Source organism: Hydrogenophaga palleronii NBRC 102513 (assembly GCF_001571225.1).
Lineage (GTDB): Bacteria > Pseudomonadota > Gammaproteobacteria > Burkholderiales > Burkholderiaceae_C > Hydrogenophaga > Hydrogenophaga palleronii.
This window is the reverse complement of the sequence record NZ_BCTJ01000040.1, coordinates 1-25189: the sequence shown is the minus strand read 5'-3', so window position 1 is coordinate 25189 and position 25189 is coordinate 1. Positions and strand designations below refer to the sequence as shown.

28 protein-coding genes are annotated in these 25189 nt (G+C 68.4%); 11 read left to right on the top strand and 17 right to left on the bottom strand.

Going from position 1 to position 25189, the window contains the following annotated elements:
• Positions 1-87: 87 nt before the first annotated feature.
• The 3 genes from HPA01S_RS19515 to tsaB all read right to left on the bottom strand — a co-directional run bounded on the left by HPA01S_RS19515 (position 88) and on the right by tsaB (position 2397).
• A complete protein-coding gene (locus HPA01S_RS19515) occupies positions 88-945 on the bottom strand; it encodes a uracil-DNA glycosylase (protein WP_066272643.1) in 858 nt (285 codons plus the stop codon).
• On the bottom strand, positions 942-1442 hold the full coding sequence (locus HPA01S_RS19510) for a GNAT family N-acetyltransferase (RefSeq protein WP_066272662.1): 501 nt from the start codon (positions 1440-1442) through the stop codon (positions 942-944). Before HPA01S_RS19510 ends, HPA01S_RS19515 begins: the two co-directional genes overlap by 4 nt.
• Positions 1443-1596: 154 nt before the next feature.
• Positions 1597-2397, bottom strand: a complete 801-nt coding sequence (tsaB, locus tag HPA01S_RS19505; RefSeq protein ID WP_066272642.1) for a tRNA (adenosine(37)-N6)-threonylcarbamoyltransferase complex dimerization subunit type 1 TsaB — start codon at positions 2395-2397, stop codon at positions 1597-1599.
• Positions 2398-2524: 127 nt separating this feature from the next.
• On the opposite strand from tsaB, the gene dacB reads away from it, so the two are divergent.
• Positions 2525-4078 (top strand): D-alanyl-D-alanine carboxypeptidase/D-alanyl-D-alanine endopeptidase, encoded by a 1554-nt coding sequence (dacB, locus tag HPA01S_RS19500; protein ID WP_066272640.1) that lies wholly within the window; start codon positions 2525-2527, stop codon positions 4076-4078.
• Between the two features lie 157 nt (positions 4079-4235).
• Positions 4236-5378, top strand: coding sequence for an SGNH/GDSL hydrolase family protein (locus HPA01S_RS19495; protein WP_245638703.1), 1143 nt, complete (start codon positions 4236-4238; stop codon positions 5376-5378).
• 42 nt (positions 5379-5420) lie between these two features.
• Here the strand turns inward: HPA01S_RS19495 and HPA01S_RS19490 are convergent, their stop codons facing one another.
• The 3 genes from HPA01S_RS19490 to purE all read right to left on the bottom strand — a co-directional run bounded on the left by HPA01S_RS19490 (position 5421) and on the right by purE (position 8334).
• On the bottom strand, positions 5421-6428 hold the full coding sequence (locus HPA01S_RS19490; protein ID WP_066272659.1) for an L-threonylcarbamoyladenylate synthase: 1008 nt from the start codon (positions 6426-6428) through the stop codon (positions 5421-5423).
• A 54-nt stretch (positions 6429-6482) separates the two neighbouring features.
• Positions 6483-7718: a 5-(carboxyamino)imidazole ribonucleotide synthase gene (locus HPA01S_RS19485; protein ID WP_066272636.1), complete on the bottom strand. Its 1236-nt coding sequence runs from the start codon at positions 7716-7718 to the stop codon at positions 6483-6485.
• 127 nt (positions 7719-7845) lie between these two features.
• The gene (gene purE, locus HPA01S_RS19480) at positions 7846-8334 is read right to left on the bottom strand and encodes a 5-(carboxyamino)imidazole ribonucleotide mutase (protein ID WP_066272633.1); all 489 of its coding nucleotides are present in this window, start codon (positions 8332-8334) and stop codon (positions 7846-7848) included.
• A gap of 140 nt (positions 8335-8474) precedes the next feature.
• Here purE and trxA point away from each other — a divergent pair, with 140 nt between their 5' ends.
• Complete coding sequence (gene trxA, locus HPA01S_RS19475) at positions 8475-9383, top strand: thioredoxin (protein WP_066272627.1); 909 nt, start codon at positions 8475-8477, stop codon at positions 9381-9383.
• A gap of 83 nt (positions 9384-9466) precedes the next feature.
• Here trxA and HPA01S_RS19470 read toward each other — a convergent pair whose 3' ends face one another.
• Both HPA01S_RS19470 and fba read right to left on the bottom strand, forming a co-directional pair.
• Entirely contained in the window at positions 9467-10375 is a 909-nt protein-coding gene (locus HPA01S_RS19470; RefSeq protein ID WP_066272625.1) for a phosphoribosylaminoimidazolesuccinocarboxamide synthase, read from the bottom strand.
• A gap of 145 nt (positions 10376-10520) precedes the next feature.
• Positions 10521-11585: a class II fructose-bisphosphate aldolase gene (fba, locus tag HPA01S_RS19465; protein ID WP_066272623.1), complete on the bottom strand. Its 1065-nt coding sequence runs from the start codon at positions 11583-11585 to the stop codon at positions 10521-10523.
• A gap of 141 nt (positions 11586-11726) precedes the next feature.
• Here fba and HPA01S_RS19460 point away from each other — a divergent pair, with 141 nt between their 5' ends.
• On the top strand, positions 11727-12305 hold the full coding sequence (locus tag HPA01S_RS19460) for a phosphatase PAP2 family protein (RefSeq protein ID WP_066272621.1): 579 nt from the start codon (positions 11727-11729) through the stop codon (positions 12303-12305).
• A gap of 129 nt (positions 12306-12434) precedes the next feature.
• Positions 12435-13190, top strand: a complete 756-nt coding sequence (locus tag HPA01S_RS19455; protein WP_066272620.1) for a DUF481 domain-containing protein — start codon at positions 12435-12437, stop codon at positions 13188-13190.
• A 125-nt stretch (positions 13191-13315) separates the two neighbouring features.
• On the opposite strand, the gene pyk is transcribed toward HPA01S_RS19455, so the two are convergent.
• A complete protein-coding gene (pyk, locus tag HPA01S_RS19450; RefSeq protein WP_066272619.1) occupies positions 13316-14752 on the bottom strand; it encodes a pyruvate kinase in 1437 nt (478 codons plus the stop codon).
• A gap of 248 nt (positions 14753-15000) precedes the next feature.
• Here pyk and HPA01S_RS23220 point away from each other — a divergent pair, with 248 nt between their 5' ends.
• A complete protein-coding gene (locus tag HPA01S_RS23220; RefSeq protein WP_157085101.1) occupies positions 15001-15165 on the top strand; it encodes a hypothetical protein in 165 nt (54 codons plus the stop codon).
• A gap of 4 nt (positions 15166-15169) precedes the next feature.
• Here the strand turns inward: HPA01S_RS23220 and HPA01S_RS19445 are convergent, their stop codons facing one another.
• From HPA01S_RS19445 to HPA01S_RS19415, 7 genes are all read right to left on the bottom strand, one after another.
• Positions 15170-15865: a DUF1345 domain-containing protein gene (locus HPA01S_RS19445; RefSeq protein WP_066272618.1), complete on the bottom strand. Its 696-nt coding sequence runs from the start codon at positions 15863-15865 to the stop codon at positions 15170-15172.
• Positions 15866-15876: 11 nt separating this feature from the next.
• Positions 15877-17223, bottom strand: a complete 1347-nt coding sequence (locus HPA01S_RS19440) for a sensor histidine kinase (RefSeq protein ID WP_066272615.1) — start codon at positions 17221-17223, stop codon at positions 15877-15879.
• On the bottom strand, positions 17220-18569 hold the full coding sequence (locus HPA01S_RS19435) for a CHASE3 domain-containing protein (RefSeq protein WP_066272614.1): 1350 nt from the start codon (positions 18567-18569) through the stop codon (positions 17220-17222). The genes HPA01S_RS19440 and HPA01S_RS19435 overlap by 4 nt, the downstream gene beginning before the upstream one ends.
• A 68-nt stretch (positions 18570-18637) precedes the next feature.
• The gene (locus HPA01S_RS19430; protein ID WP_066272609.1) at positions 18638-19039 is read right to left on the bottom strand and encodes a response regulator; all 402 of its coding nucleotides are present in this window, start codon (positions 19037-19039) and stop codon (positions 18638-18640) included.
• 176 nt (positions 19040-19215) lie between these two features.
• Entirely contained in the window at positions 19216-19527 is a 312-nt protein-coding gene (locus tag HPA01S_RS19425; RefSeq protein WP_066272607.1) for a BON domain-containing protein, read from the bottom strand.
• Positions 19528-19598: 71 nt separating this feature from the next.
• Positions 19599-20072: a BON domain-containing protein gene (locus tag HPA01S_RS19420; RefSeq protein WP_245638702.1), complete on the bottom strand. Its 474-nt coding sequence runs from the start codon at positions 20070-20072 to the stop codon at positions 19599-19601.
• Between the two features lie 75 nt (positions 20073-20147).
• Positions 20148-20372, bottom strand: a complete 225-nt coding sequence (locus HPA01S_RS19415) for a CsbD family protein (RefSeq protein ID WP_066272601.1) — start codon at positions 20370-20372, stop codon at positions 20148-20150.
• Between the two features lie 282 nt (positions 20373-20654).
• On the opposite strand from HPA01S_RS19415, the gene HPA01S_RS19410 reads away from it, so the two are divergent.
• Together HPA01S_RS19410 and HPA01S_RS22830 are read left to right on the top strand one after the other, a co-directional pair.
• Positions 20655-21287: a response regulator gene (locus HPA01S_RS19410; RefSeq protein ID WP_066272596.1), complete on the top strand. Its 633-nt coding sequence runs from the start codon at positions 20655-20657 to the stop codon at positions 21285-21287.
• A gap of 130 nt (positions 21288-21417) precedes the next feature.
• Positions 21418-21582: a DUF1328 domain-containing protein gene (locus HPA01S_RS22830; RefSeq protein ID WP_084360834.1), complete on the top strand. Its 165-nt coding sequence runs from the start codon at positions 21418-21420 to the stop codon at positions 21580-21582.
• A gap of 79 nt (positions 21583-21661) precedes the next feature.
• On the opposite strand, the gene HPA01S_RS19405 is transcribed toward HPA01S_RS22830, so the two are convergent.
• Positions 21662-22393 carry a helix-turn-helix domain-containing protein gene (locus tag HPA01S_RS19405; RefSeq protein WP_066272594.1) on the bottom strand — a complete coding sequence of 244 codons (732 nt, stop codon included), beginning with the start codon at positions 22391-22393 and terminating at the stop codon, positions 21662-21664.
• Positions 22394-22535: 142 nt separating this feature from the next.
• Here HPA01S_RS19405 and HPA01S_RS19400 point away from each other — a divergent pair, with 142 nt between their 5' ends.
• Genes HPA01S_RS19400 through HPA01S_RS19390 form a run of 3 tightly spaced genes read left to right on the top strand, consistent with a single transcriptional unit; the run spans position 22536 to position 25125 of the window.
• Entirely contained in the window at positions 22536-24491 is a 1956-nt protein-coding gene (locus HPA01S_RS19400; RefSeq protein ID WP_066272592.1) for an MFS transporter, read from the top strand.
• 38 nt (positions 24492-24529) lie between these two features.
• Positions 24530-24808, top strand: coding sequence for a YlcI/YnfO family protein (locus tag HPA01S_RS19395; protein ID WP_066272591.1), 279 nt, complete (start codon positions 24530-24532; stop codon positions 24806-24808).
• Complete coding sequence (locus tag HPA01S_RS19390) at positions 24808-25125, top strand: type II toxin-antitoxin system RelE/ParE family toxin (protein WP_066272588.1); 318 nt, start codon at positions 24808-24810, stop codon at positions 25123-25125. The genes HPA01S_RS19395 and HPA01S_RS19390 overlap by 1 nt, the downstream gene beginning before the upstream one ends.
• Positions 25126-25189 lie beyond the last annotated feature (64 nt).

Here is a 25189-nt window from a genome sequence, read left to right as displayed (position 1 = left end):
CCCCACGCTCCGCCGTTGCGCGGGTCGCTGCCCCCCCGGGGGGCTGATCCGGCTTGGGGCGGCCCGGCGCCGGTTCGTGGCCCCGGCTCAGGCGTTTTCCAGCGTGTCCATCGCCAGGCACAGGTCGGCCCAGGCCTTGGCCTTGTCGCCCGGCGTGCGCAGCAGGTAGGCCGGGTGGTAGGACACGATCACCGGCACGCCTTCGTAGCGGTGCACCTTGCCGCGCAGGCGGCCGATGGGTTCGTTGGTCTTCAGCAGTGACTGCACCGCAAAGCGCCCCATGGCGACGATCACCTTGGGCTGCACCAGCGCCACCTGGCGCGCCAGATAGGGTTCGCAGCGCGCCACTTCGTCCGGCTGCGGGTTGCGGTTGGCGGGCGGGCGGCACTTGATCACGTTGGCGATGTAGCTGCCTTGCGCGCCCTGGCCGCTGCGGCTGCGGCCGACGGCGCGCAGCATGTTGTCGAGCAACTGGCCGGCCGCACCCACGAAGGGTTCGCCCAGGCGGTCTTCGTTCTCGCCCGGGGCTTCGCCGACGATCATCCAGTCGGCCTGTTGGTCACCGACGCCGAACACCGTGTTCTTGCGTCCCTGGCACAGGCCGCAGGCGGTGCAGCCGGCCACCGTGTCGCGCAGCGTGGCCCAGTCCATCAGCTCCACGCCGGCGATGCGCGGCACCTGTGCCACGTCCGCCACCGGAGCGGCCACGGTCGGGGCCGCCGGTGCGACGGCGCGTGCGGGTGCCGCACTGGCCGGGGGCGCGACCGGCGCAGCGCGTGCCACCACCGGGGCAGGCGCGGCAACGGCTGCCTTGGCGGTCTCGTTCTGCGCTGGTGCCGTGGCCGCGACCGGGCGTGGTGCCCAGACGCGCACGCCCATCTCGGCCAGCATGGCGCGCTGGCGCGCGTCGAGTTGCGGCACGAAGGAGGTGTCGGCTTCGCTCATGGTGCCGCCTCCCGCGTATGTGCCGATGCGATCAGGTTCAGGCTCATGACCACCGCGTCCTCGCGTTGCAGGGCGCCAGCCGGGTAGTAGGCCTTGCGCAGCCCGACCTGGTTGAAGCCGTATTGCTCGTACAGCCGGCGCGCGGGCAGGTTGCTCTGGCGCACTTCCAGCCACAGCCATTGCGCCTGCTGGCCACGCGACCAGAGCACCAGGGCGTCGAGCATGAAACGCGCCCAGCCCTGGCGCTGGTGGGCCGGCGCCACGGTGATGTTGAGCAGGTGCACTTCTTCCACGCCCGGCATGGCAACCAGGTAACCCAGCGGCAGCCGGTCGTCGCTGCGTGTGGGGTGTGGGCGCTCGCCGGGCAGGCGCTCGCCGAGCAGCATCACGGCCGGGTAGCCGGCCAGCAGCGAGTCGTGAAAGTGCTTGCGCGACCAGGGGTGGGTGTAGGCTGAGGTTTCCACCGCGTGCACCGTGTCGAGGTCGGCCTCGGTCATGGTGGCGAAATGGATGCGGCGTTCCGCTGCCGTGGCGCGGCGCGGCGTGGCCGGCACCGGCCAGGCGGGCTGTGCCGGCGCGATGTCCGGGTGGGCCAGGCGGTTGGCCACGGCGCCGAGCAGGGCGTTCACCGAGTGGTCCATGGCGCGGGCCTCAGGAAACGGTGGCCGCGGTGGCCGTGGCCACGCGCTGCCGTTCGCGTTCGTCGGTGGTCTGCGCGACCTTGTCGCGCACGTACAGCGGCAGGGCGTCGTGGGCGCGCTGGCCGTGGCCGGCGGCAAGCAGGGCGGGTGCCAGGCGCAGCAGCGCATTGGCGCCGGGCAGGGCCGGGCGGCGGGGGCCGGGCAGGCCGGCGAGTGCCGCGGCGTAGGCCTCGAACACATTGCCGGCCAGCAGTGCGGTGGCACCCGGTGGCAGGCTGGCGCGCAGCTGGCCGTCGAGGTGGGCTGCCAGGTCGGCCGGTGCGCACAGCTGCGCGGGCGACAGCGGCACCAGGCCGGCCGGGGTGTTGCTGTACAGCGCAACGTAGAGCTCGCCCATGCGCGCGTCGAGCAGCGCGGCGATGGCGTCGGGGGCGGGCTCGCCGGCTTGCTGGTGGGCGTGGCGGGTCTCTTCGGCCAGCGCCAGCAGCGTGTCCACCGGCAACACCGGCAGGCCTTCGGGGCGGGCGCTGTCCTGCGCGCCGTAGGCCAGGCCCTGGGCCACGGCACAGGCGGTGCGCAGACCGGTGAAGGAGCCCGGGCCGCGGCCGAACACCACCGCGTCCAGGCTGGACAGGGCCCAGCCGGAGGCGTCGAGCAGTTGACGCACCAGCGGCAGCAGCGTGGTGGACGCCATGGCGCCACCCGGGCCGCTGTGTTGCCACAGGGGGCCGTCCGGCGCGCCCGTGCCCAAGGCCACCGAAAGGGTGTCGGTGCTGGTTTCGATCGCGAGCAGTCGTGGGGCGGCGGGCATCGGGGGATTATCGACCACCGTGCGAAGCCGCCGCTGTGGCGCGGGTACAGCACCGGCCGTCTTGCCCGGCGCCCATTGAGGGCTTTGTACCCGGCCCGGTTGCCCTCGCGTCCCATAATCGAAGCCCATGCGCCCACCGTCCGCCGTCGCCTCCCCGCCGTTGCCCACCCGCTGGCTGCGCCGGCTCGGCCTGGCCCTGCTGGCCAGCCTGGTGCTGCCGGCCTGCGCCCAGGTGCCGACCGGCCGTGGCGGCGCGGCCTTGCCGCCGGCGGTGTTGGCGGCGCTGGCCCGGGCCCAGGTGCCGGCCAGTGCGCTGTCGGCGCTGGTGGTGTCGGTCGATCCGGACGCCCACGAGCGGCTGCGCCAGGGTGCCGGCACGCCGGTCAACCCGGCTTCTGTGATGAAGCTGGTCACCACCTACGCCGCGATCGACCTGCTGGGCAGCGACTTCACCTGGAACACCCGCTTCTACACCGACGGCAAGGTGGAGAACGGCACGCTGCGCGGCAACCTCTATGTGCGCGGCGGCGGTGACCCGAAGTTCGTGCTGGAGCGCATCCAGGAGGCTTACCTGGCCCTGCAGGCCAAGGGCGTGCACGTGATCCTGGGCGACCTGGTGCTCGACCACAGCGCGTTCGAGCTGCCGCCAATGGACCCGGGCGCTTTCGACGGCGAGTCCCTGCGCCCCTACAACGCCACGCCCGACGCCCTGCTGGTCAATTTCAAGTCGGTCATCCTCACCTTCCAGCCCGATCCGGCGGCCGGTGTGGCCCATGTGATCAGCGAGCCGCCGCTGGCCGGCCTGCAGGTGGATGCCACCGTGCCGCTCGCACGCACCTCGTGCGGTGACTGGCGCACCGGCCTGTCGGCCCGGTTCGACGACCCCGACCGCATCCGTTTCGACGGCCGCTACCCGTCGTCCTGCGGTGAACTCAAGTGGCCGGTGGCTTATCAACAGCCCGCCAGCTACGCCGCGCGGGCCATGGAAGGCCTGTGGCGCGCCGGCGGCGGTGCGCTCACCGGCCAGGCGCGCGACGGCGTGATGCCGGCCGAGGTGCAACTGCTGCACGAAGCGCGTTCGCTGCCGCTGTCCGAAATCATCGTGGACGTGAACCAGTGGAGCAACAACGTGATGGCACAGCAGGTGTTCCTCACGCTGGGGCAGCTGGCACGGCCGCAGACCAGCACGCCGGTGCTGTCGGTGGTGGCGCCCGGCGCGGCGGCGGAGCGGCTGGTGCCTTCGCGCCCGGCGCGCTTCGAGTATTCGCGCCAGGTGGTGAGCGACTGGTGGACGCGCACCTTCGGCCCGCGTGTGCCGGGCCCGCTGCTCGACAACGGCTCGGGCCTGTCGCGCGACGAGCGCATCACGCCCGAGGCGCTGGCCGGCCTGCTGCGGCACGCGGCCTACCACCCGCAGGCGCTGCAGTTCGTGCAGTCGCTGTCGGTGGCCGGGGTGAGCGGCACGGCCGCGCGCATGGCCCGCGGCGGGCAGAGCGCGGCGCGCGGCAACGCCTGGATCAAGACCGGCACCTTGCGCGACGTCACCGGCATCGCCGGCTACGTGAACGCGGTGAATGGCGCGCGCTACGCCGTGGTGGCCTTCATCAACCACCCCAATGCCGGCGCGGCCCGGCCCGCGCTCGACGCGCTGCTGGAGTGGATCGCGGCTCAGCCCGACTAAGTACGGTCGTCGGCCGTCGGCGCGGGCGCGAGAAACGCGCGAGGGCATGCCGCCCCGCGTAAACCCTCTGGTGCGGCTGGGCGTGCCTCCTTAGCATGCTGCAAAAGAACGGTCGTTCTTTTCCACCCCCATCCCCACATCCCCCGGAGACATTTCCATGTTCCTGCGCACCCGTCTCGCCCTTGCCGCGTCCGCCGTGTTTCTTGTGGCCTGTGGAGGCGGAGGGGGTGATGACAGCCCGCCCCCACCAGCGGTGGTCACCAGTGCCGTGAAAGTGGTGGGCGACAGCCTGAGCGACAGCGGCACCTTCGGTCTGAAGTTCACCGTGCAGAACGCGACCACGCCGTACGCGATCTGGACCGAACACGTGGCGGCCGCCGTTTCCGCGCCGGCGCTGTGCCCGCGCTACACCAACACCCTGGATGTGAAACCCGCACCGTCCACCTGCACCAGCTACGGCGTCGGTGGCGCGACCATCAACCCGACAGGTACGACTTTTGACGCGACCCCCCGCTCGGTGGTGCAGCAGCTCAAGGACGTACGCGCTCAAGGACCCTATAGCCCGCAGGAACTGTTGCTGGTTGACGGTGGTGGCAACGATCTGGCCGACCTGACGAGTGCCTACCTGGGAGCTGCCGCCGACGCCGGGGTGGCGTTCGGTGCGCTGACGGGCGAGTTGTTGACCCCAGGCGAGACGGCGGCGGCGGGCACGTTGCCTGCGATTGGCACCGCCTATGCCGTCAAGCTGGCGGACGCATTGGCCAATGCCATCACCAGCGAAGCGCTGGACCGGGATGCGCAGCGCGTCGTGGTGATCACGGTGCCCGACATCACCCGCACCCCCAAGTTCCTCGCGGTGCTGGCGGGCGTGAAGCTCCAGGTGGATGGCGCGGGTGGCAATGGGGATGCCCAGGTCGCCGCGATCAGGGCGCTGGTGAACCAGTGGACGGTGGCATTGAACAACCAGCTCAAGACCCGCTTCGCCGCACAAAGCCGTGTGGCGGTGGTGGACTTTTACGCCGAGCTCAACCGGTGGCTCGACACGCCGGCGCAGTTCGGGCTCACCAACACCACGAGGCCCGCTTGCCCCCGCACGGGCACTGATACACAAGGCTTGCCCAGCTACGCCATCGCCACCTGCACCGACACCTCTCTCAGCGCGGCACCGCCCGTGGGCGAGACTGGCGCGAACTGGTGGCGCACCTATGTGTTCTCCGACGATTTCCACGGCACGCCGCGCACCAACGAACTGATGGGCCAGCTGGTCGTGCGCGCTCTGGAGGCCAAAGGCTGGAAGTGATGCGACGCGCCGTGGCCTGAGACCCCCGACCCGCGCGGCGGTTCAGGCAGCGGCGCGCTGCAGGCGGTCGCGCACGCCGTCCCAGGCTGCGTCGGCCGGCGGGGTTTCGACCCAGATCAGGCGCACGCCGGTGGCGTCGAGTTCGCGCAGCACCGCGAACAGTTCCTGCGCGGCGGCGGCGGCATCGTCGGGCATGCGCCGGCGCGGCACGCCGCGGTGCAGCTCCAGCGGGCAACGCGAATACACGGCGATGTGCTTCGCATCGCTGCCCAGCACCTGGAACGCGGCACGCAGTTGTCTGGCATCCATCAGCCGCACGGTGGCGCGTGGCGCGTAGTGCGATTCCAGCGTGCCCGAGGCGCGTGGCGCGGCCTCGTCGCGTGCGCGCAGCGGCTGGCCGCAGGCCGCTTCGAGCTCGGCCACGGTGAGCATGCCGGGGCGCAGCAGCACCGGTTGCGCGCGCGTGCAGTCGACGATGGTGGACTCGATGCCGACCGGGCAGGCACCGCCGTCGAGGATCAGCAAATCTTCATCCGCCAAGGCCGTGAACTCCTCGGCCACGTGTGCAGCGGTGGTGGGGCTCACGCGCCCGAAACGGTTGGCGCTCGGCGCGGCGATGCCGCTCACGCCGTGCGCGGCCGCCGCGTTCAGCAGCGCCTGCGCCACCGGGTGGGCGGGGCAGCGCAGACCCACCGAGTCCTGGCCGCCGGCGGCGACTGCGGCCACGCCTTCGCGGCGCGGCAGGATGAGCGTGAGCGGCCCGGGCCAGAAGGCCCGCATGAGCGCGCTGGCAAACGCCGGCACCTCGCGTGCGTAGTGGTCCACGCCGGCGCGCCAGCCCTGCGCGCCGCTGCCGGCGGCCAGGTGCACGATGAGCGGGTGGTCGGCCGGGCGGCCCTTGGCCTCGAAGATGCGGTGCACCGCGGTGGCGTGGTCGGCGTTGGCGGCCAGGCCGTAGACGGTTTCGGTCGGCATGCCGACCAGCGAACCGGCGGCCAGGCGCTGCGCCGCGCGTTCGATGGCGGCCGGGTCTGTGGCGTTGAGCAGCAGCGGCATGTCAGCCTTGTTCGCGTGGAGGGGCGGTGCCGAAACGGGCGCGCTGGTTCATGCCGGCGGCAGGCCCAGCAGCGCCAGCACCTGGGCCGTGGTGGCGCGCACCTGGGCCACGCTGTCGCCGGTGATGTTGAGGTGGCCCATCTTGCGGCCCGGGCGCGCGCCCAGCTTGCCGTACAGGTGCAGGTGGGTGCCGGGCAGGGCCAGCACCGCGTCCCAGGGAGGCGACACGGGTGTCTTGCTGGCCTGGGTGCGCACCGCATTGGGCGCGAACCAGAGGTCACCCAGCAGGTTGACCATGCTGGCCGGGCTGTGCTGGCGCGGCGGGTTCAGCGGCAGGCCGGCGAGCGCACGCACTTGGGCTTCGAATTGGGAGATGTCGCAAGCGTTCTGGCTGTAGTGGCCGCTGTTGTGCGGGCGCGGAGCCATTTCGTTGACCACCAGGTCGAGCGTGCCGTCGGCGGTTTCCACCACGAAGTACTCCACGCACAACACGCCGACGTAGTTCAGGTGCTGGGCGATGGCCGCCGTGCTGGCCTGGGCGCGCTGCGCCAGCGCGGGGTCGAGCGCGCCGTCGAGCACCTCGGTGAGGGCCAGGATGCCGTCGTGGTGCGTGTTCTTCTGCACCGGGAAGCTCATGACCTGGCCGTCGGCGCCACGCGCCACGATCACCGAACACTCGGCGCGCAACTGCAGCATCTTCTCCAGCACGCAGGGCACCTTGTCCAGCCCGTCCCAGGCGGCGGCGAGTTCCTCGCGCGTGCGCACCCGCACCTGGCCCTTGCCGTCGTAACCCATGCGACTGGTTTTCAGGATGCCGGGCAGCAGGTTGGCCGGCACGGCGGCCAGCGCCGCGTCGGTGGTGATGACCGCGTGCGGTGCCGGTGACACGCCGCTGAGCACGGCACAGGCGACGAAGTGGGCCTTTTCCTTGGCGCGGTCCTGCGCCACCGCCACGCAGGCGGCCGAGGGCGCCACCGGGCGTTGTGCCGCCAGCCGTTCCAGTGCCTGCGCCGGCACGTTCTCGAATTCGGTGGTGATGGCGTCGCAGCGCTGCGCCAGCTGGGCCAGGCCGGCTTCGTCGTCGTAGGCGGTCTTGATGTGGTGGTGGCTCACCAGCCCGGCCGGGCTGGCGGGATCGGGATCGAGCACCACGGTGAAATAACCCATGGCCTGCGCCGCCTGCACGAACATGCGGCCGAGCTGGCCCCCTCCCATCACGCCCAGCGTGGTCTGCTGGCCAGGGTGGACGGAAGGGCTGCCGGGGAGAAGGGGCTTGAGGCTCATGGAAAACGGTGAAGTGTGGCGGGCTGTCCGGAAACACCGGGGAACCGGCTTTGCCCGGCCGCAGGTGTGGTTCCCTTGAGGCGGGATGCGGCCAAGCGCAGCGAGCAGGCAGCGGGGGAGGGTGTTGTCATCCCGGCAGCGTCATGGCGCGCGCGGCCTCGGTCTGCTGGGTGCGGAACAGTTCGAGCTTGTGGCGCAGTTCGCGGTCGTGGCTGGCGAGCAGGGCCACGGCAAACAGCGCCGCGTTGGCCGCGCCCGCCGCACCGATGGCGAAGGTGGCCACTGGCACGCCCTTGGGCATCTGCACGATGCTGTGCAGCGAGTCCACGCCGCTGAGGTGTTTGCTCGCCACCGGCACGCCGAGCACCGGCACGATGGTCTTGGCCGCCAGCATGCCGGGCAGGTGGGCCGCGCCACCGGCGCCGGCGATGATGGCCTTGAGCCCGCGTTCGGCGGCGGCTTCGGCGTAGGTGAACATGTCGTCGGGCATGCGGTGGGCAGACACCACGCGGGCCTCGTGCGGAATGCCGAAATCCTGCAGGATCTGCACCGCGTGCTGCATGGTGTCCCAGTCGCTGCTGGAGCCCATGAGCACGCCGATCTGGATGGGGGTCATGAAAGTGCCTCTCGCCGATGGCCCCCGGCGGGGGGCAGGGCCGGGGGCGCGCCGCATGGGGGCAGGGCGTCTCCGGTAAAGTGTCGATTTTACGTTTGCCGCCCGCTGCCATCGCGGGCGCTCTTGCTCCAGGGGCCCCCATGATCAACGTCACCGTCGCCAATTTTGAAACCGAGGTCATCGAGGCCTCGATGCAGACCCCTGTGCTGGTCGATTTCTGGGCCCCCTGGTGCGGCCCCTGCAAGGTCATCGGCCCGCTGCTGGAGAAGATCGAGACCGATTACGCCGGGCGCTTCAAGCTGGTCAAGATCGACTCCGACCAGGAGCAGCAGCTCGCCGCCGCCTTCGGCATCCGCAGCATCCCGACCTGCGTGCTGCTGATCAACGGCCAGCCGGTGGACGGTTTCATGGGCGCCTTGCCCGAAGGCCAGATCAAGGAATTCCTCGACAAGCACCTGCCCAGCGTCGAAGAGCTGGAAGCCGAAGTGGTCGAGGCCGAGGCCCACGACGCACTGGCCGAGGGGGACCTCGACGGTGCGCTGGAGAAGCTGCAGCAGGCGGTGCAGGCCGCGCCCGACAACGACGACGCGCGTTTTGACCTGGTGAAGCTGCTGCTGGAGATGGGCCAGGACGACGACGCCAAGGTGGCGTTCGCGCCGGTGATCGCCAAGGCCGCCGGCGTGCGCCGGCTCGACTCGCTGCAGCGCTGGATGGCCGCGCGCGACGCCCAGGTTGACGTGGCCGACCCCGATGCGCGCGCCGCCGAGCTGCACGCCGCCATCGGCACCAACAAGCGCGACTTCGACGCCCGCTTTGCGCTCGCGCAGTTGCTGATGGCCTACGGCCAGTGGACCGCCGCCATGGACGAGCTGCTGGAGATCCTGATGCGCGACAAGGCCTGGAAGGAAGAGCTGGCGCGCAAGACCTTCATTGCGGTCCTCGACGTCATCGAGCCACCCAAGCCCAAGGTGGCCGAAGGCCAGGTGCCGCCGGAAGACCCGACGGTGGCAACCTACCGCCGCCGCCTCTCGTCCGTCGTCCTCAGCTGATTGGGGCTTCTCTCTCTGGCGCGCCTGCGGCGCCAGGAGGGGCGCGACAGCCGGCCCCGGCTGTCGCTGGGTGACGGCGCCGATCAGCCCATCAGGCGCGTCAGGGCTTCCTGGTACTTGGCCGAAGTCTTCTCGATCACCTCGCGCGGCAGGCGCGGCGCGGGCGGGGTCTTGTCCCAGGGCTTGCCGCCAACCTGTGCGGTCTCCAGCCAGTCGCGCAGGAACTGCTTGTCGTAGCTCGGCGGGTTCTCGCCCACCACATAACTCTCGGCCGGCCAGTAGCGCGAGCTGTCGGGCGTGAGCACCTCGTCCATCAGCACCAGCTGGCCGGCCTTGTCCAGGCCGAACTCGAACTTGGTGTCGGCAATGATGATGCCCTTCTGGAGCGCGATCGCGGCCGCAGCCTTGTAGAGCGCAATCGACACGTCGCGGATCTTCGCGGCCAGTTCGGGGCCGATCATCTCGACCGTGCGCTCGAAGGTGATGTTCTCGTCGTGTTCGCCCATGGCCGCCTTGGCCGCCGGCGTGTAGATCGGCTCGGGCAATTGCGACGCGTTCTGCAGGCCCTCGGGCAACTTCACGCCGCAGACCGAGCGGCTCTCCTGGTACTCCTTCCAGCCGCTGCCGGCCAGGTAACCACGCACCACGGCTTCGACCGGGATCGGTTTCAGGCGCTGCACCAGCATCGAGCGGCCGGTGACCTGCGGCACCTCGTCGGCCGACACCACACTCTCGGGCGCCTCGCCGGTGAGGTGGATCGGGCAGATGTTCAGGCCCTTGGGGCCGAGCTGGTCGAACCAGAACAGCGAGAGTTTCGTCAGCAGCTCGCCCTTGCCGGGAATCGGCTCGCCCATGATCACGTCGAACGCGCTGATGCGGTCGCTCGCCACCATCAGGATGCGGTCGTCGCCCACGGCGTAGTTGTCGCGCACCTTGCCCCGCGCCAGCAGGGGCAGGGACGTCAGGGCCGATGTGTGCAAGGCAGAGGTCATGGTGGCACCGAGAAAAAGCGAGACAAGAAAAAAGCCCGTTGAACAGCCAACGGGCTTTGAACCATTCCGGGGGATTATCGCCAAGTTGGCGGCGCCGGGGGCAGAAGCCCGGCGCAGCGCCCTGCCGCCCCCGTTGTCAGCTGGCTCAGTTCACGACCTGGGCCAGCTCGCCTCTGGCGTACTTGGCGGCAATGACCTGCAGGCTCTCGCCCTTGATCTTGCTGCCTTGGCCTTCGCAGCCGAATTCCAGGTAACGCTGCTTGCAGACGGCCTTGGCGGCTTCACGCGCGGGCTTGAGCCATTCGCGGGCGTCGAACTTGTCGGGGTTCTCGGCCAGGAACTTGCGCACCGCGCCGGTCATGGCCAGGCGGATGTCGGTGTCGATGTTGATCTTGCGCACGCCGTGCTTGATGGCTTCCTGGATTTCCTTCACCGGCACGCCGTAGGTTTCCTTCATCTTGCCGCCGTACTGGTTGATGATCGCCAGCAGTTCGGCCGGCACGGACGAGGAGCCGTGCATCACCAGGTGGGTGTTGGGAATGCGCTGGTGGATTTCCTTCACGCGGCTGATTGCCAGGATGTCGCCGGTGGGTGGACGGCTGAACTTGTAGGCGCCGTGGCTGGTGCCGATGGCGATGGCCAGCGCGTCGAGCTGCGTGGCCTTCACGAACTGCGCGGCTTCTTCCGGGTCGGTCAGCATCTGGCTGTGGTCCAGCTTGCCTTCGGCGCCGATGCCGTCTTCCTCGCCGGCTTCACCGGTTTCCAGGTTGCCCAGGCAGCCGAGTTCGCCTTCCACCGTGACGCCGACCTTGTGCGCCATGTCCACCACCTTGCGGGTGACTTCGGTGTTGTATTCGAACGAGGCCGGGGTCTTGCCGTCTTCCATCAGCGAGCCGTCCATCATCACCGAGCCAAAGCCCAGGTTGATCGCGCCTTCGCAGATCTTGGGCGAGGTGCCGTGGTCCTGGTGCATCACCAGCGGGATGTGGGGATAGGCTTCCATCGCGGCCTGGATCAGGTGCTTGATGAAGGGTTCACCGGCGTATTTGCGAGCACCTGCGCTGGCTTGCAGGATCACCGGTGCGCCGACTTCGTCGGCCGCGGCCATCACGGCCTGCACCTGTTCGAGGTTGTTGACGTTGAAAGCCGGAATGCCGTAGCCGTGGACGGCAGCATGGTCGAGCAGTTCGCGCATGGAAACGAGCGCCATGAGAATCCCCTTATTCAGTTGGTAACCGTGGTGTAACCACGCATTTTAGCTTTCGGCCTGTGGGTCTGAGATCCGGGCTTGTGTCATTTCACACGCTCTTCATGTGGGCGGGTCAGACTGCGTCCAGTTTTTATCGACGCAATGACCCACTTCGACACACGACTCTTCCTGTGGATCAACGCCAGCGGCGACGCCCCGCCATGGCTGCTGGATGCCGCGCGCTGGATCTCCACCGACCTGCCGGCGCTGGCCGTGCTGGCCCTGGCGCCGTTGCTGCTGGTCGGCCCGGCCGCGCGTCGGCAACTGCTGGGCATGGGGGTGGCGATGGCGCTGGCCTGGCTGGCGGTGCGGGGCATCCGCGAGACCGTGCACGTGGCGCGCCCGTTTGAGCTGGGGCTGGGCACACAGTGGCTGGCGCACTCGGCCACGGCCAGCTTCCCGAGTTATCACGCCGCCGTGGCCGGCGCATGGGCCTGTGCCCTGTCGATGTGCGCGCCAGGGCGGGCGCGCCTGTGGCTGGCACTGGCCGGCCCGGTGGCCTTGCTTATCGCCTGGAGCCGGGTGTTCCTGGGCCTGCACTTCGTCTCCGACATCGCGGTGGGCCTGTTGCTCGGCCTGGCCTGCGCGGTGACGGCGCGCCAGGGCCTGCGGGCGCTGGACCGGCGCCGTTTGCGCGTTGCGCGCACGATGCCGCCTGGGGTGGGTGTGGGCGAGCCCTGAGTGCCTTGCGCTGCTGACGACACCAATCGTCACATCTGCGGGGGAACCGCGGCGCGGTCCACAGGAGTCCCTTTGGGTGGGAGTTACAAGAAGCCACCCTAAAAGAAAGGAATTTCCATGCCCTCTCGCATGACGATCGCCACCCTGAGTTCTGTCGCGGCGCTGCTGGCGCCCACCTTGTCGCAAGCCCAGGTCACGCTGGAGCCCGACAGCCAGTGGCGATACCTGCTGACCGCGGGTGCCAACGTTTCGTCCGGCAACAACAACGCCGGCACCCTGAACCTGGCAGCCGAAGGCGCGCGCCTGAGCGAGGTCGACAAATGGACCTGGGCCGCCCGTGCCGACTACGCCCGCAACGATGGCGTGGACACCACCGAGCGTTACGCCCTGCGCACCCAGTACAACCGCGACTTCTCGCTCGACTGGTTCGGCTTCGCCTCGGCCGAGACCTTGCGCGACAAGCTGTCCAACATCGCCGGTCGCCATTCGCTGGCGAGTGGTGTGGGGCGTCATGTCTGGAAGGAGGAGGGCGGTTTCTTCGACCTGTCGGCGGGTCTGGGTTACAGCTACGACCGTTACGTCACCTCCACCATGGTGGCCGACGCGATGCGCGACACCTACGGCCGGCTGGAGCTGGTGCTGGCCGAGGAGTCCAGCCACAAGCTGACCGATACCACCAGCCTGCGGCAGAAATTTGCGCTGTACCCGGACCTGCGCGACTCCGGCAAGTACCGCGCCGTGCTCGACACCGGTCTGACGGTGGCGATGACGCGGGCCATCAACCTCTCGGCCGGCCTGAGCTACCGCTACGACAGCGACCCGGGTTCCAACCTGAAGAAGGGTGATGCGATGTTCGTGACCGGCGTGTCGTTCCGCATGGACTGACGCCGATGCTCAACGCCGCGGGCGCTTCGGTGTTGCCGCGGCACTCACATTGAAAGCAGCGTGAAAGAAACCGGGGCACCTGCCGGGCCCCGGGCATCACGCGCCAGCCAGGGCGCGGCCTTGCATCAGGCCGCGCGGCAGATCTTCAGCGTGTTGGTGCCGCCCGCCTGGCCCATGGGCTCGCCCACGGTGATGGCGTAGACGTCACCGGTCTGCACGATGCCACGCTTCTTCAGGTGCGCCTCGGCGTCGGCCAGGGCCGAGTCGCGGTCGGCGCTGTTGTCCATCAGCAGCGGGCGCACGTTGCGGTACAGCGTCATGCGGCGCTGCGTCGACAGGTTGGGCGTCATGGCGTAGATCGGCATGCGCACGTTGTGCCGGCTCATCCACAAGGCGGTGGAACCCGAGTCGGTCAGGGCCACGATGGCCTTGGCGCCCAGGTGGTGCGCGGTGAACAGCGCGCCCATGGCAATCGACTGGTCGATGCGCTTGAAGGTCTTGCCCTGGAAGTCGGCGCTGAGCTCGCGGTACTCGGCCTTTTCGGCTTCGGAGCAGATGTTGGCCATCTCCAGCACGGTCTCCAGCGGGTAACGGCCGGCGGCAGTCTCGGCGCTGAGCATCACGGCATCGGTGCCGTCGAGCACGGCGTTGGCCACGTCGCTCACCTCGGCGCGCGTGGGCACCGGGTTGACGATCATGGATTCCATCATCTGCGTGGCGGTGATCACCACCTTGTCCATCTCGCGCGCCAGCCGGATCATGTGTTTCTGCAGCGCCGGCACGGCGGCGTTGCCGACTTCCACGGCCAGGTCACCACGCGCGACCATGATGCCGTCCGACACCTTGAGAATGCTGGCCAGCTCGGGGATGGCTTCGGCGCGTTCGATCTTGGCGATCAGGGCCGGCTTGTGGCCGGTGGCAGCGCCGGCCACGTTGCAGAGCTGGCGCGCCAGCTCCATGTCGGTCGCGTTCTTGGGGAAACTCACCGCCACGTAGTCGGCCATCAGACCCATGGCGGTCTTGATGTCTTCCATGTCCTTGGCGGTCAGCGCCGGGGCGGTCAGGCCGCCGCCCTGCTTGTTGATGCCCTTGTTGTTGGACAGCTCGCCGCCGAGCTTGACGGTGGTGTGCACCGCCGGGCCGACCACCTTGTTGACGACCAGCACGATCAGGCCGTCGTTGAGCAGCAGGGTGTCACCGGCCTTCACGTCGCGGGGCAGCTCCTTGTAGTCCAGGCCCACACCTTCGATGTCGCCGGGTTCGGTGCGCGAGGCGTCCAGCACGAAGGGCTGGCCGGGCTCCAGCTGCACCTTGCCCTGGGCGAACTTGCCGACGCGGATCTTCGGGCCCTGCAGGTCGGCCATGATGCCGACCTCGCGGCCCGAGCGCTGGGCGGCGGCGCGCACCAGCTCGGCGCGGTCGATGTGGTCTTGTGCGGTGCCGTGCGAAAAATTGAGCCGCACCACGTTCACGCCGGCGCGGATCATGCGTTCAAGCAGGTCGGGGTCGCTCGACGCGGGGCCGAGGGTGGCAACGATCTTGGTGGCGCGCGTGATCTTCATGAAGGCTTGTCTCCTGAGTGGGTGGGAAGGCCGGTATGTAATTTGGTTTCAATTATCCGTGAAACTGGTTACTGGTCGGTTACGGGATGCTCTTGCTTCCGCCGGTGTAGGACATATCCCACACGGCGGTGCGCCCCTGTCCGGCTGGTCATCGACACGGCTGGCCCTAGAGTCGAGACTCGCCGGAAGCGTTGCCCTGCGTCGGCAGCCTTCCCACCCCCAGCCAGCACGACCACACGGAGGATGTCATGCGTTTGCCCGCCCCCGCCATCGTGGGCTACACAGCCACCCTGGTGATCGCGGTGGCGGCTGCGGCCATGCATCCCTGGTTCGATGTGGAAGCCCACTTCGTGCGCGCGTTGTCGGGGCTGAATTCGGCGGTGTCCGCGCTCACTTCGACCCACACCCCCTGAGTCTTCAGCCCGCGGCGCCGGCGAAGACATTGACGGCGGTGGCCAGCACCACCAGGTTGAACGCAAACGACAGCAGCGCATGCAGCAGGGTGAAGTGCCGCATGCCGCGGCTGCGGATGCTCACGTCCGACACCTGCGAGGTCATGCCGATCACCGCGCTGTAGTACAGCAGGTCCAGGTAGTCCGGGTCCTTGCCGTCGGGAAACGCCAGGCCGCGTGCCGGCGCGCCCTGTTCCGCCGTGTCGCGGGTTCGGTAGTACACCCGCGCGTAGTGCAGGGTGAACACACTCTGAATCAGCAACCAGGCGCCCGCCAGCGACAGGCCCATGAGACCCAGGTTGAAGGCCCGGTGCCAGCCCTGCAGCGCCTGCGTGGCCTGCACGTTCAAGGCCACCGCCAGCAGGCTGGCGCAGGCGGCGGCGGTGACCAGCACGAACAGCATCACCGCACCCGGGTCTTCGCGCTGGGCGCGTTGCCGGGTGGCGGTGGCGTCCAGCCGCGCGGCCAGGTGCCAGACCAGGCCGACGTAGGTGGCGCAGTAAACGACCCAGGCCACCAGCCAGGGCACGGCACCCGAGAACAGGGTTGCCACGCCGGCACCGGCGCACACCGCGGGCAGCAGGGCCAGCGACTGGCGTTGCCAGGCCGACAGGTGTGTCAGCCGGTGCTGCGCCGTGCCGTGGGCGGGCGGCGGTTTCATGCTGCGCGCCTTCAGGTGGCTTGCGGCGCTTGTGCGCGCACCGGCAGTTCGGCCTCGATGCGGGTGCCCTGGCCCGGGGTGCTTTGGATGAACAGCTGGCCGCTGTGCGACTCCACCCGCACCCGCATGCCGAGCAGGCCGTGGTGGCCGGCCGGCACCTCGTCGACGTCGAAGCCCTTGCCGTTGTCCTGCACCACCACGTGCACCGCACCGGCTTCCTGCTGCACCGAGATGTCGACCTGATCGGCCTGGGCGTACTTCTGTACGTTGGTGAGTGACTCCTGCACCAGCCGGTACACCGTGAGCTCGGTGTCCTTGTCGAGTTCCACCGGCGACAGCTGCGTGACCACCGGCACCCCCAGGCGGCCGGCGGCTTCCTGGCACAACATGTCCAGCGCGGTCACCAGGCCGAGCTGGTCGAGCGACGAAGGCCGCAGGTGTTCGATGATGCGCCGCTTCACGGCAATGCTTTCGTTCAGTCGCAGGTCGATGCTGGCCAGCCGCTCGGCCGCCGCCGCAGGCAGCTCGGGCACGCGGCGCAGGCGGGCGAGATCGAGCTTCATCGCCGTCAGCAGGCCGCCCATTTCGTCGTGCAGTTCGCGCGCCACGCGGCCGCGTTCGTCTTCACGGGCACTCACATGGTGGCCGGCCAGGTTGCGCAGGGCGGTGGTGCGCAGCGCGACCTGTGTGGCCAGCCGCTGGTGTTCTTCGGCCTGGCGCTGGTCGCTGTCGCGCAACTGGCGTTTGAACAGGATCACCCCGACCAGCGCCAGCAGCACCAGCAGGTGGATGACGAGCCGGTTGATCATCAGGGCGTCAAACAGCGACACGCGCGCGGTTTTCTGGGTGGCCGTGGCGCGCTCCAGCAAGGCGTCGAACTCCTCCCGCAGCTCGGCATACAGTAGGCGCCCCTGGTCGCTCACGGCCATGGTCTGGGCCTCGGTGCGCCGGCCCTGTTCGGTCAGCCGGATCCATTCGTTGAGCGTGACGGTGCGGGCCTCGATGCGGTCGCGCACGTCGGCCACCGACACCGTCTGCTGCGGGTCCAGCTCGGACAGGCGCTGGAAGGCGTCGTGCTGCATGTACTTCATCTCGCCGATGGCGTCGTGAAACTTGGACAGGTCGGCCTCCTGCGCGCCGAGCATGAAGGCGCGCGCGGCGGCCTCGGCGTCCGTCAGGGCTTGCAGGGTGCGCGTGGCCTTCTGGCGCGCGTCGCTGATCGTCACGCCGCGCTCCAGCGTGGCCCGCGTGTGCTGGTAGCTGCTCTCGTTGACGACCAGCATGACGAGCGCGAGCGCCAGCACGATGGGCATGCCGTAGCGGTTGCGGGCGACGCGTTCGATCGACGTTTTGATCATGGAGGGGTTGTAGCACGCAGGGATGAGGGCACGAGGGATTCGCGGAGGCGCATGGGCAGGCTGGCTTGCACGCGGGTGCCGGTGCCGGCCACGGATTGCACGAGGAACTCACCGCCCAGGGATTCGATGCGATGACGCAGGTTCTTCAGGCCTTGCGCAGAGCTGGTGCCCGAGGGGCCGGCGAAGCCGCTGCCGTTGTCCTGCACCTCCAGCAGCACCTGCGCGCCTTCGGTGGCCAGCCGCAGCGACACCTGCGTGGCATTGGCGTGCCGCTGGGCATTGGAGAGCGCACCGCGCGCCACGGCAAACAAGGCCTGTTCGTCGGCTTCGTGCAGGCTCAGCGGGAGCACGGACAGCTCCACCGGAACAGCGGTGTCGTTCTGGATGTCGCTGGCCAGGTGTTCCAGTGCGGACTTCAGGCCGAGGTTCGGCAAGGCCGGCGGCATGAGCTCTTCCATCATGCGCCGCTTCATGACGATGCCTTCGTCGAGCGCCGCGCTCAGGTGCTCCAGGCGTGCAGCAACCTCGGGCTCGGTGGTGTGCAGGGCGCGGCGCAGGCGGATGATGTCGAGCTTGGCGGCGGTGAGCAAGGCGCCCAGATCGTCGTGCAGGGCACGTGCCAGGCCGCCGCGCTCGTCGTCGCGGCTGACCTGCAAGTCCCGGTTCAGCGTGGCCAGTTCGACGGTGCGGCGGCGCACCTGGTCTTCCAGCGAGTCGCGTTCGGCCTGCAGGTGCACCGCGTGCTCGAGCTGGGCGGACACCAGCGCCGCGTTCTTGCGCAGGAAGAAGATGTAGGCCAGCAGGCTCAACAAGGTGAGTGCCTGCACGCCGAAGCGGCCGGCCGCCAGCGTGCGCGCGACGGCTGCGCGCTCCACCGCGATGCGACGCTCTTCCGTGTCCAGCAGCGCATGCGCCGTCTCTCGCACAGCCTCCATCTTCTCGCGCCCGATGTCGGTCAGCAGCAGCTCGCGCCAGGCGGCGTTCGCGCCGGTGTCGAACAGCGCAATGGTTTCATCCACCTCCGAGGTCTTTTGCCGGACGCGCTCTTCCAGCGTGTCCACCAGGCCCAGCAGGTCGGCGTCGATGCCGCCGGGTTCGCGCAGCTGGCGGAAGGCGTCCGCCATGTCGGACGCGGCTTCCTGGTAGGGCTTGAGGTACTGGGGGCGGCTGGTGAGCAGATAGCCGCGCTGGGCGGTCTCCATGTCCAGCAGGCGGCGCAGGATCGTCTGCACTGCGTTGCGCGCCGAGTCGCGTTCGGCCAGGTGGGTGAAGGCTTCCAGCGAGCGCTGGTGGGTCCATTCGGAACCGAGGAACACCCCCAGGGCCAGCAGGCCTGCGAGCAGCATGGCCAGCGGGCTTCGCCACCGTGCATTGCGCCCTGGGGCTGCCGCGAGCATGGACTGGGTGTAGGTGGTTATTGCAGACTGGCAGGCCCGGTGGCGGAGCCATCCGAGATGCGTTCGCAGTAGGAAATCAGGTCGTCGAGCTCGCACGACTTGTCGAAAACCCGGTCGGCGCCCAGCAGGGCGCAGCGTTTGCGGATGTCGGGTGTGGCGTAGTTGGTGAGCACCACACGCCGGGCCCGCACGCGGGCTTCCTGGGCGGCCTTGAGCACGCCGAGGCCGGAGCCGGCCAGCAGGAAGATGTCGACGATCATGAGATCGAAGCCGTCGCCCTGTTGCAGCCACTGCACGGCGGCTTCTTCGTCGCTGGCATGGCCGACCACTTCCACATTGGCCAATTCCTCAAGCGTGGAGACAAGGTTCTCATAGATGACCTTGTTGTCCTCGACGATGAAGGTTTTGAGCGACGACATGGGGGCAGGCGGGGAAGGTACGCGAGAAAGAAGAGGGGGCGACAGACGAGACATGTCATGCTTTTGGAGCACAACGGGTCCCATGATGCCCGCCGCCAGGTGCCGGGGCACCTTCATGGCGGCTTATTTGCGCGTAGGACTGCTCCTACACGCAAAAGGCCTCAGGGGACCGTCGTTCAGCGCACCACGATGTCGTTCTTGACCGCCTTCACGCCGGAGGTGGCGCGGGCGATGCGTTCGGCGGCGGCCTTTTCGTTTGGCGACTTGGCGAAGCCGGACAGCTGCACCGTGCCGTTGAGCGTTTCCACGCTGATGGAGGTAGCGGCCACGGCCGGGTCTTCGGCGAAACGGGCCTTGACCTTGGTGGTCAGGGCGGCGTCATCGACGTAGGCGCCGACGGTTTGTTGATCGCGGGCAACCGCACAGCCGGTGATGGACACGATGGCGAATGCGGAAGCGGCGGCCAGAACAGCGTGAGAGAGTTTCATTTTGAGCTCCTGATGGGTGAGGTGGGTTGTTATCGGTTCGGGGTTGGCAGTGTTGGCGGTGTTGCCAGGCTTCAGCTCTTGGCGTCGATGGTCAGGTTGTTGTCCACCTTGACCACACCCTCGACGGCGGCGGCCAGCACGGTCGCACGGTCGCGGGAAGCGGCGTCGGGTGCAGTGCCCTTGAGTTCCACGTGGCCGTTGCTGGTGTCCACGTTGATCTTCAGGGCGCTCAGTTGCTTGTCTTCGGCCAGCGCGGCGTTTACCTTGGCCGTGATCGCCAGGTCGGCAGCGCCGGCGGCGATCTTGTCCACGGCTTCGCTGCCAGCCGCCTTCGCGTCCTGCGTGGCGGTGCTGGCGTCGGCGCGCAGTTCCTGCGTGGCCGACTTGGCTTCTGCACTCAGCTCGCTGCCAGCTTCCTTGGTCTGTTCAACCGCGTTGTCCAGTCGCTGGCCCACGGTCTGGTCCTCGGCTTGACCGCAGGCGACGATCAGACTGGTGGCCATGGCGGCTGCAGCGAGAGCGGCGTATCGTGTATTGCGTTTCATGATGGACTCCATTTCAGGGCACCGGCCCCAGGGCCGGTGCGAGTGGGCAGCGCTGGCTGCGTGGACGGTTTGGGCTCAGGGCTTCCTGTCGAACCAGTCGTCGCCGACCTTGCGTTCCCATTCGGTGACCTGGCGGTCGGCTTCGTCCTTGGCCACGCCATAGCGCTCCTGGATCTTTCCGGACAGCTGTTCACGGCGGCCGGCCACGACGTCGAAATCGTCGTCGGTGAGCTTGCCCCACTGCTCGACGACCTTGCCCTTGACTTGCTTCCAGTTGCCTTCGATGCGATCCCAGTTCATAAATGCTCCTTGGATGGTTGTTGCAGTTCGCCGGTCGGATTTGCCGGTGGGCGGCTTGAACACACTGTGCGTTTCCGCGGCGCGTTTCGTTTGCCGTGAAGCCAATGTACGAAGCCAGGCCAGCCGGGGATGTCGGGCGAGTCGCCGGCCTTGTGTAGGACTGAGCCGATGCGCCGGACCGATTTGTAGGAGTTGTCTGACCAGGCGGACAAACGCCTGTTAAATTGAATGCCGTCCCGCATACCCCCAAATACCCACACATACCCACATCCAAGGAATTCCATGATCAAGGTAGGCATCGTCGACGACCACGCCATCGTGCGTTCGGGCCTGCGCCAGTTTCTCGGCGAGCACGTGGACATCAAGGTCACGGGCGAGGCCAACAACGGCCGTGAGGCGCTGGAGCTGGCGCGCAACGGCGAGGTGGACGTGCTGCTGATGGACATCTCCATGCCCGACCACAGCGGCGTGGACGCGCTGCAGGCCATCAAGGCGCGCTTCCCCGATCTGCCCGTGCTCATCCTCAGCGGCTTCCCCGAATCGCAGTACGCCACCACGCTGCTGCGCTACGGCGCCAGCGGTTACCTGAACAAGGAATGCGCGCCGGAGGACATCGTCAACGCCATCCGCACGGTGGCGCGCGGGCGCCGCTACATCAGCCCCGCGGTGGCCGAGCTGCTGGCCGACAACGCGGCCGGCGAGGGCGAGCGCCCGGCGCACGAGCTGCTGTCGGAACGCGAGCTGCAGGTGTTCCTGCGCCTGGCCCAGGGCGAGACCATCGGCAACATGGCCGAGGCCATGTTCCTGAGCGTCAAGACGGTGAGCACCTACCGCACCCGGGTGCTGGAAAAACTCAAGCTCACCAGCAACAGCGACCTCACCTACTACGCGCTCAAGAACGGCCTGATCCAGTGAGCCGCCGCGAGCGTCAGCGCAGTCCTACGATGGCTTGAGGCGCTGGCTTGCAGCCGCAGCAGGGGCCGCCTCCTACAGTGAATCCATCGCAATGAAGGTCGTTGCGAACCCACCTTCACTGGAGCCTCATATGCTGCACTACGCCGTCGTATTCTTCGTCATCGCACTGATCGCCGCCGTGCTGGGTTTTGGTGGCATCGCCGCCAGCGCCGCCGGTATCGCCAAGCTGTTGTTCGTGGTCTTCCTGGTGATGGCCCTCGTCTCCCTGGTGGTCAGCCTGGTGCGCAAGCGCTGACGCCGCAACCGCCCGACCTGAAGCCCCCGCTGGCCCTGCCACCGGGGGCTTTTCCGTGGGCGCCTGATGGACGCGCCTGTCAGCGCCGCAGGCGGGTGAAGGCCTCAAATTCCCAGCGGCGCATGGCCAGCACCAGGGTGTAGCCCTCGCGGTCTTGCTCATCCAGCTTCTGGTCGGTCTGGTGCTGCTGCGCAAAGTCCTGCGCCACGCGCTGCAGGCGCTCCAGAAACGCCGGTGCCAGCGTGCGGCTGACCGAGCCGTGCACCAGCATCACGCCTTCGCCCACGCCGTCGAAGCCACCCGCGAAGTAGTCCAGCAGGGCGTGCTCCCGGAAGTAGTTCATCACCGGGCCGTGTGGCCGCCAGCGGAAGGTCTTGGCGAGCTTGAGGCGGTAGCGGTTGAGCGGGCGCAGCTCGATGATGCCGATGCGGTCGAGCTGCACCAGGTACTTCACGCACTCCGCCTCGCTCAGGCGGTATTGCGCGGTTATCTGCTCCAGCGTCCACTGGCTGAGCACGCAGATGGCCACCAGCAGCAGCTTCTTGTCGGCCACCACGGCGCGCTCCTGCTCCTGCGTGATCTCGCGCAGCAGCGGCTGGGCGTCGGCCACGCGGCGCGAGAGTTCGGCGAAATCCAGCTTCAGCGCGCGACAGATCGCGTCCACGCGCGAGAGCGACATGTCGCCGCCGGCCAGCATGCGCTTGACGCTGGATTCGGCCATGCCGATGGCCTGTGCCAGGTCGGCGTAGGTCATCTGCGCGGCTTTCAACTCTTTCTTGAGGGCGAGAACAAGGTCGGCGCTGGTGCTCATGGGGTGGCTGGTATCGGTTGGCGGTACTCGCGGTGGTGGTGCGTGCGACTGTATCGGACGGCGATGCCCGACGGGCCGGGCTGCGGCACATTGCGGCGGTGCGGCAGAATCCGCCGCAACAACGCAACAGGAGGAGAACCGCATGAGCCAGCCCGCCGCCACGTCCACCGTGGCCCACACGCCACCCGCGCCGGCCCACGAGGGCGGCCAGTTCGCCCTGCTGGGCCAGCGCCGCTTCGCGCCTTTCTTCTGGACCCAGTTCCTCGGCGCCGCGAACGACAACCTCTTCAAGTTCGCCTTCACCGTGCTGGTCACCTACCAGCTGCAGGTGGCGTGGCTGCCGCCGGCGCTGGCGGGGCTGGTGATTGGCGCGTTGTTCATCCTGCCCTTTCTGCTGTTCTCCGCCACCAGCGGCCAGCTGGCGGACAAGTACGACAAGAAGACGCTGATCGTGTTCGTGAAGCGGTTGGAGGTGCTCATCATGGCGCTGGCCGCGTGGGCCTTCTTCACCACGAACATTCCGCTGCTGCTGGCCAGCACCTTCCTCATGGGCCTGCACTCCACGCTGTTCGGCCCGGTGAAGTTCGCCTACCTGCCGCACCACCTGAGCGAGCGTGAACTCACCGGCGGCAACGGCATGGTGGAGATGGGCACCTTCGTCGCCATCCTGCTGGGCAACCTGGCCGGCGGCCTCATCATCGCGGTGCCCGAGATCGGCGCCCACCACGTCGGCTTCAGCTGCATGGCGCTGGCCATTCTGGGCCGGGTGACGGCGCACTACGTGCCCGACACGCCCGCCACCGACCCCGGGCTGAAGATCAACTGGAACCCCTTCACCGAAACCTGGCGCAACCTCAAGCTCGCGCACGGCAACACCGTGGTGTTCCGCTCGGTGCTCGGCATCAGCTGGATGTGGTTCTTCGGCGCGGTGTTCCTGAGCCAGTTCCCCAGCTTCGCCAAGGAAGTGCTGCACGGCAACGAGCAGGTGGCCTCGCTGCTGCTGATCGTGTTCTCGGTCGGCATCGGCACCGGCTCGCTGCTGTGCGAGGTGCTGTCGCGCCGGCATGTGGAGATCGGCCTGGTGCCGCTGGGTGCGATCGGCATGAGCGTGTTCTCGATCGACCTGTACTTTGCCTCCCGCGGCCTGCCGCCGGTGGCCAGCCAGGGCGTGGCGCAGTTCATGGCAGTGCCGGGCCACTGGCGCGTGCTGGCCGACCTCACGCTGCTCAGCCTGTTCGCCGGCCTGTACAGCGTGCCTATGTACGCGCTGATCCAGATGCGCAGCCAGCCCACGCACCGCGCGCGCATCATTGCGGCCAACAACATCCTCAACGCGCTGTTCATGATCGCCAGCGCGCTCATCGCCGGCGCGCTGCTCGGCGCCGGCTTCAGCATCCCGCAGATGTTCCTGCTGGTCGGCCTGGCCAACGCGGTGGTGGCGTTCTACATCTTCATGCTGGTGCCCGAGTACCTGCTGCGCTTCGTGGCCTGGGTGGCTTCGCGTTGTGTCTACCGCTTCAAGGTGCGCGGCGACGAACAGATTCCCACCGAAGGCGCGGCGGTGCTGGTGAGCAACCACGTGAGCTTTGTCGACGCCGTGCTGCTGATGGCCGCCAGCCCGCGCCCGATCCGTTTCCTGATGGACCACCGCATCTTCAAGGTGCCGGTGCTGGGCTGGTTGTTCAAGCTCGCCAAGGCGATCCCGATTGCGCCGCAGAAGGAAGACCCGGCCGCCTACGAAGCCGCCTTTGCCGCCGCCGCTGCCGTGCTGCGCGAAGGCGAGCTGCTGGCCATCTTCCCGGAGGGCGGCATCACCGCCGACGGCCAACTACAGCCCTTCAAGGGCGGCATCATGAAGATCCTGGAAAACGCCGAGGTCGACGGCCTGCAGGTGCCGGTGATCCCGATGGCGCTCACCAACCTCTGGGGCTCGTTCTTCAGCCGCGTGGAAGTGCGCAACGGCACCAAGACCGCCATGGTGCGGCCGTTCCGCCGTGGGCTGTTCAACCGCGTGGGCCTCAACGTGGGCGAGCCCCTGGCACCCGCGGCGGTGACGCCGGATGCCCTGCATGGGCGGGTGTCGCAGTTGCTGGCCTGAGGGTTTGCTGTGCATTGCATGTGCAATACAATTTGCCCATGAAAACCGCAACCCTACCCCCGGTGCGCGTCGCGCCCGATTTCCGGCAGGAGCTCGAAGGTGTGCTGGAGCCGGGTGAAACACTCTCGCAGTTCGTCGAGAGTGCGGTGCGCAGCGTGGTCGAACGGCGCCAGCACCAGGCCGAGTTCGTGCGCCGCGGTGTGGCCGCCATTCTGGAGACCCAGCGCGCCGGCACCGGCATCCCGGCCGAGAAGGTGATCGGCCGCCTGCAAGGCAAGCTGGACGCCGCCCGCAAGACAAAGGCACGGCGCGGCTGATGGCCTTCAAGGTCACGTTCAGTGAAGCGGCTGCTCAAGACCTGGACGAGCTCTTTGACTTCGTGCTGCAGCGCGAGCTCAACAGCGAGACTGGCGATCTGGACCTGCCCGCGCGAGCCCTGCAAGCCATTGAGGATGGCGTCAAGCTGCTCACGACCTCGCCCTTTGCCTGCCGCAAGGCCGGCAGCAGCCCCTTTCTGCGCGAGTTGGTGATTCCCTTTGGCCACTCCGGCTACGTGGCACTGTTCGAGATCGTGGACGCCCACAACGTCATCGTCGGCGCGGTGCGGCACCAGCGAGAGGACGACTACCACTGATGGGCTCTTTGGCGACGATCAGGTCAGGACCTGACCGTCTGAAGCGCTGACTCCAATCTGCCCC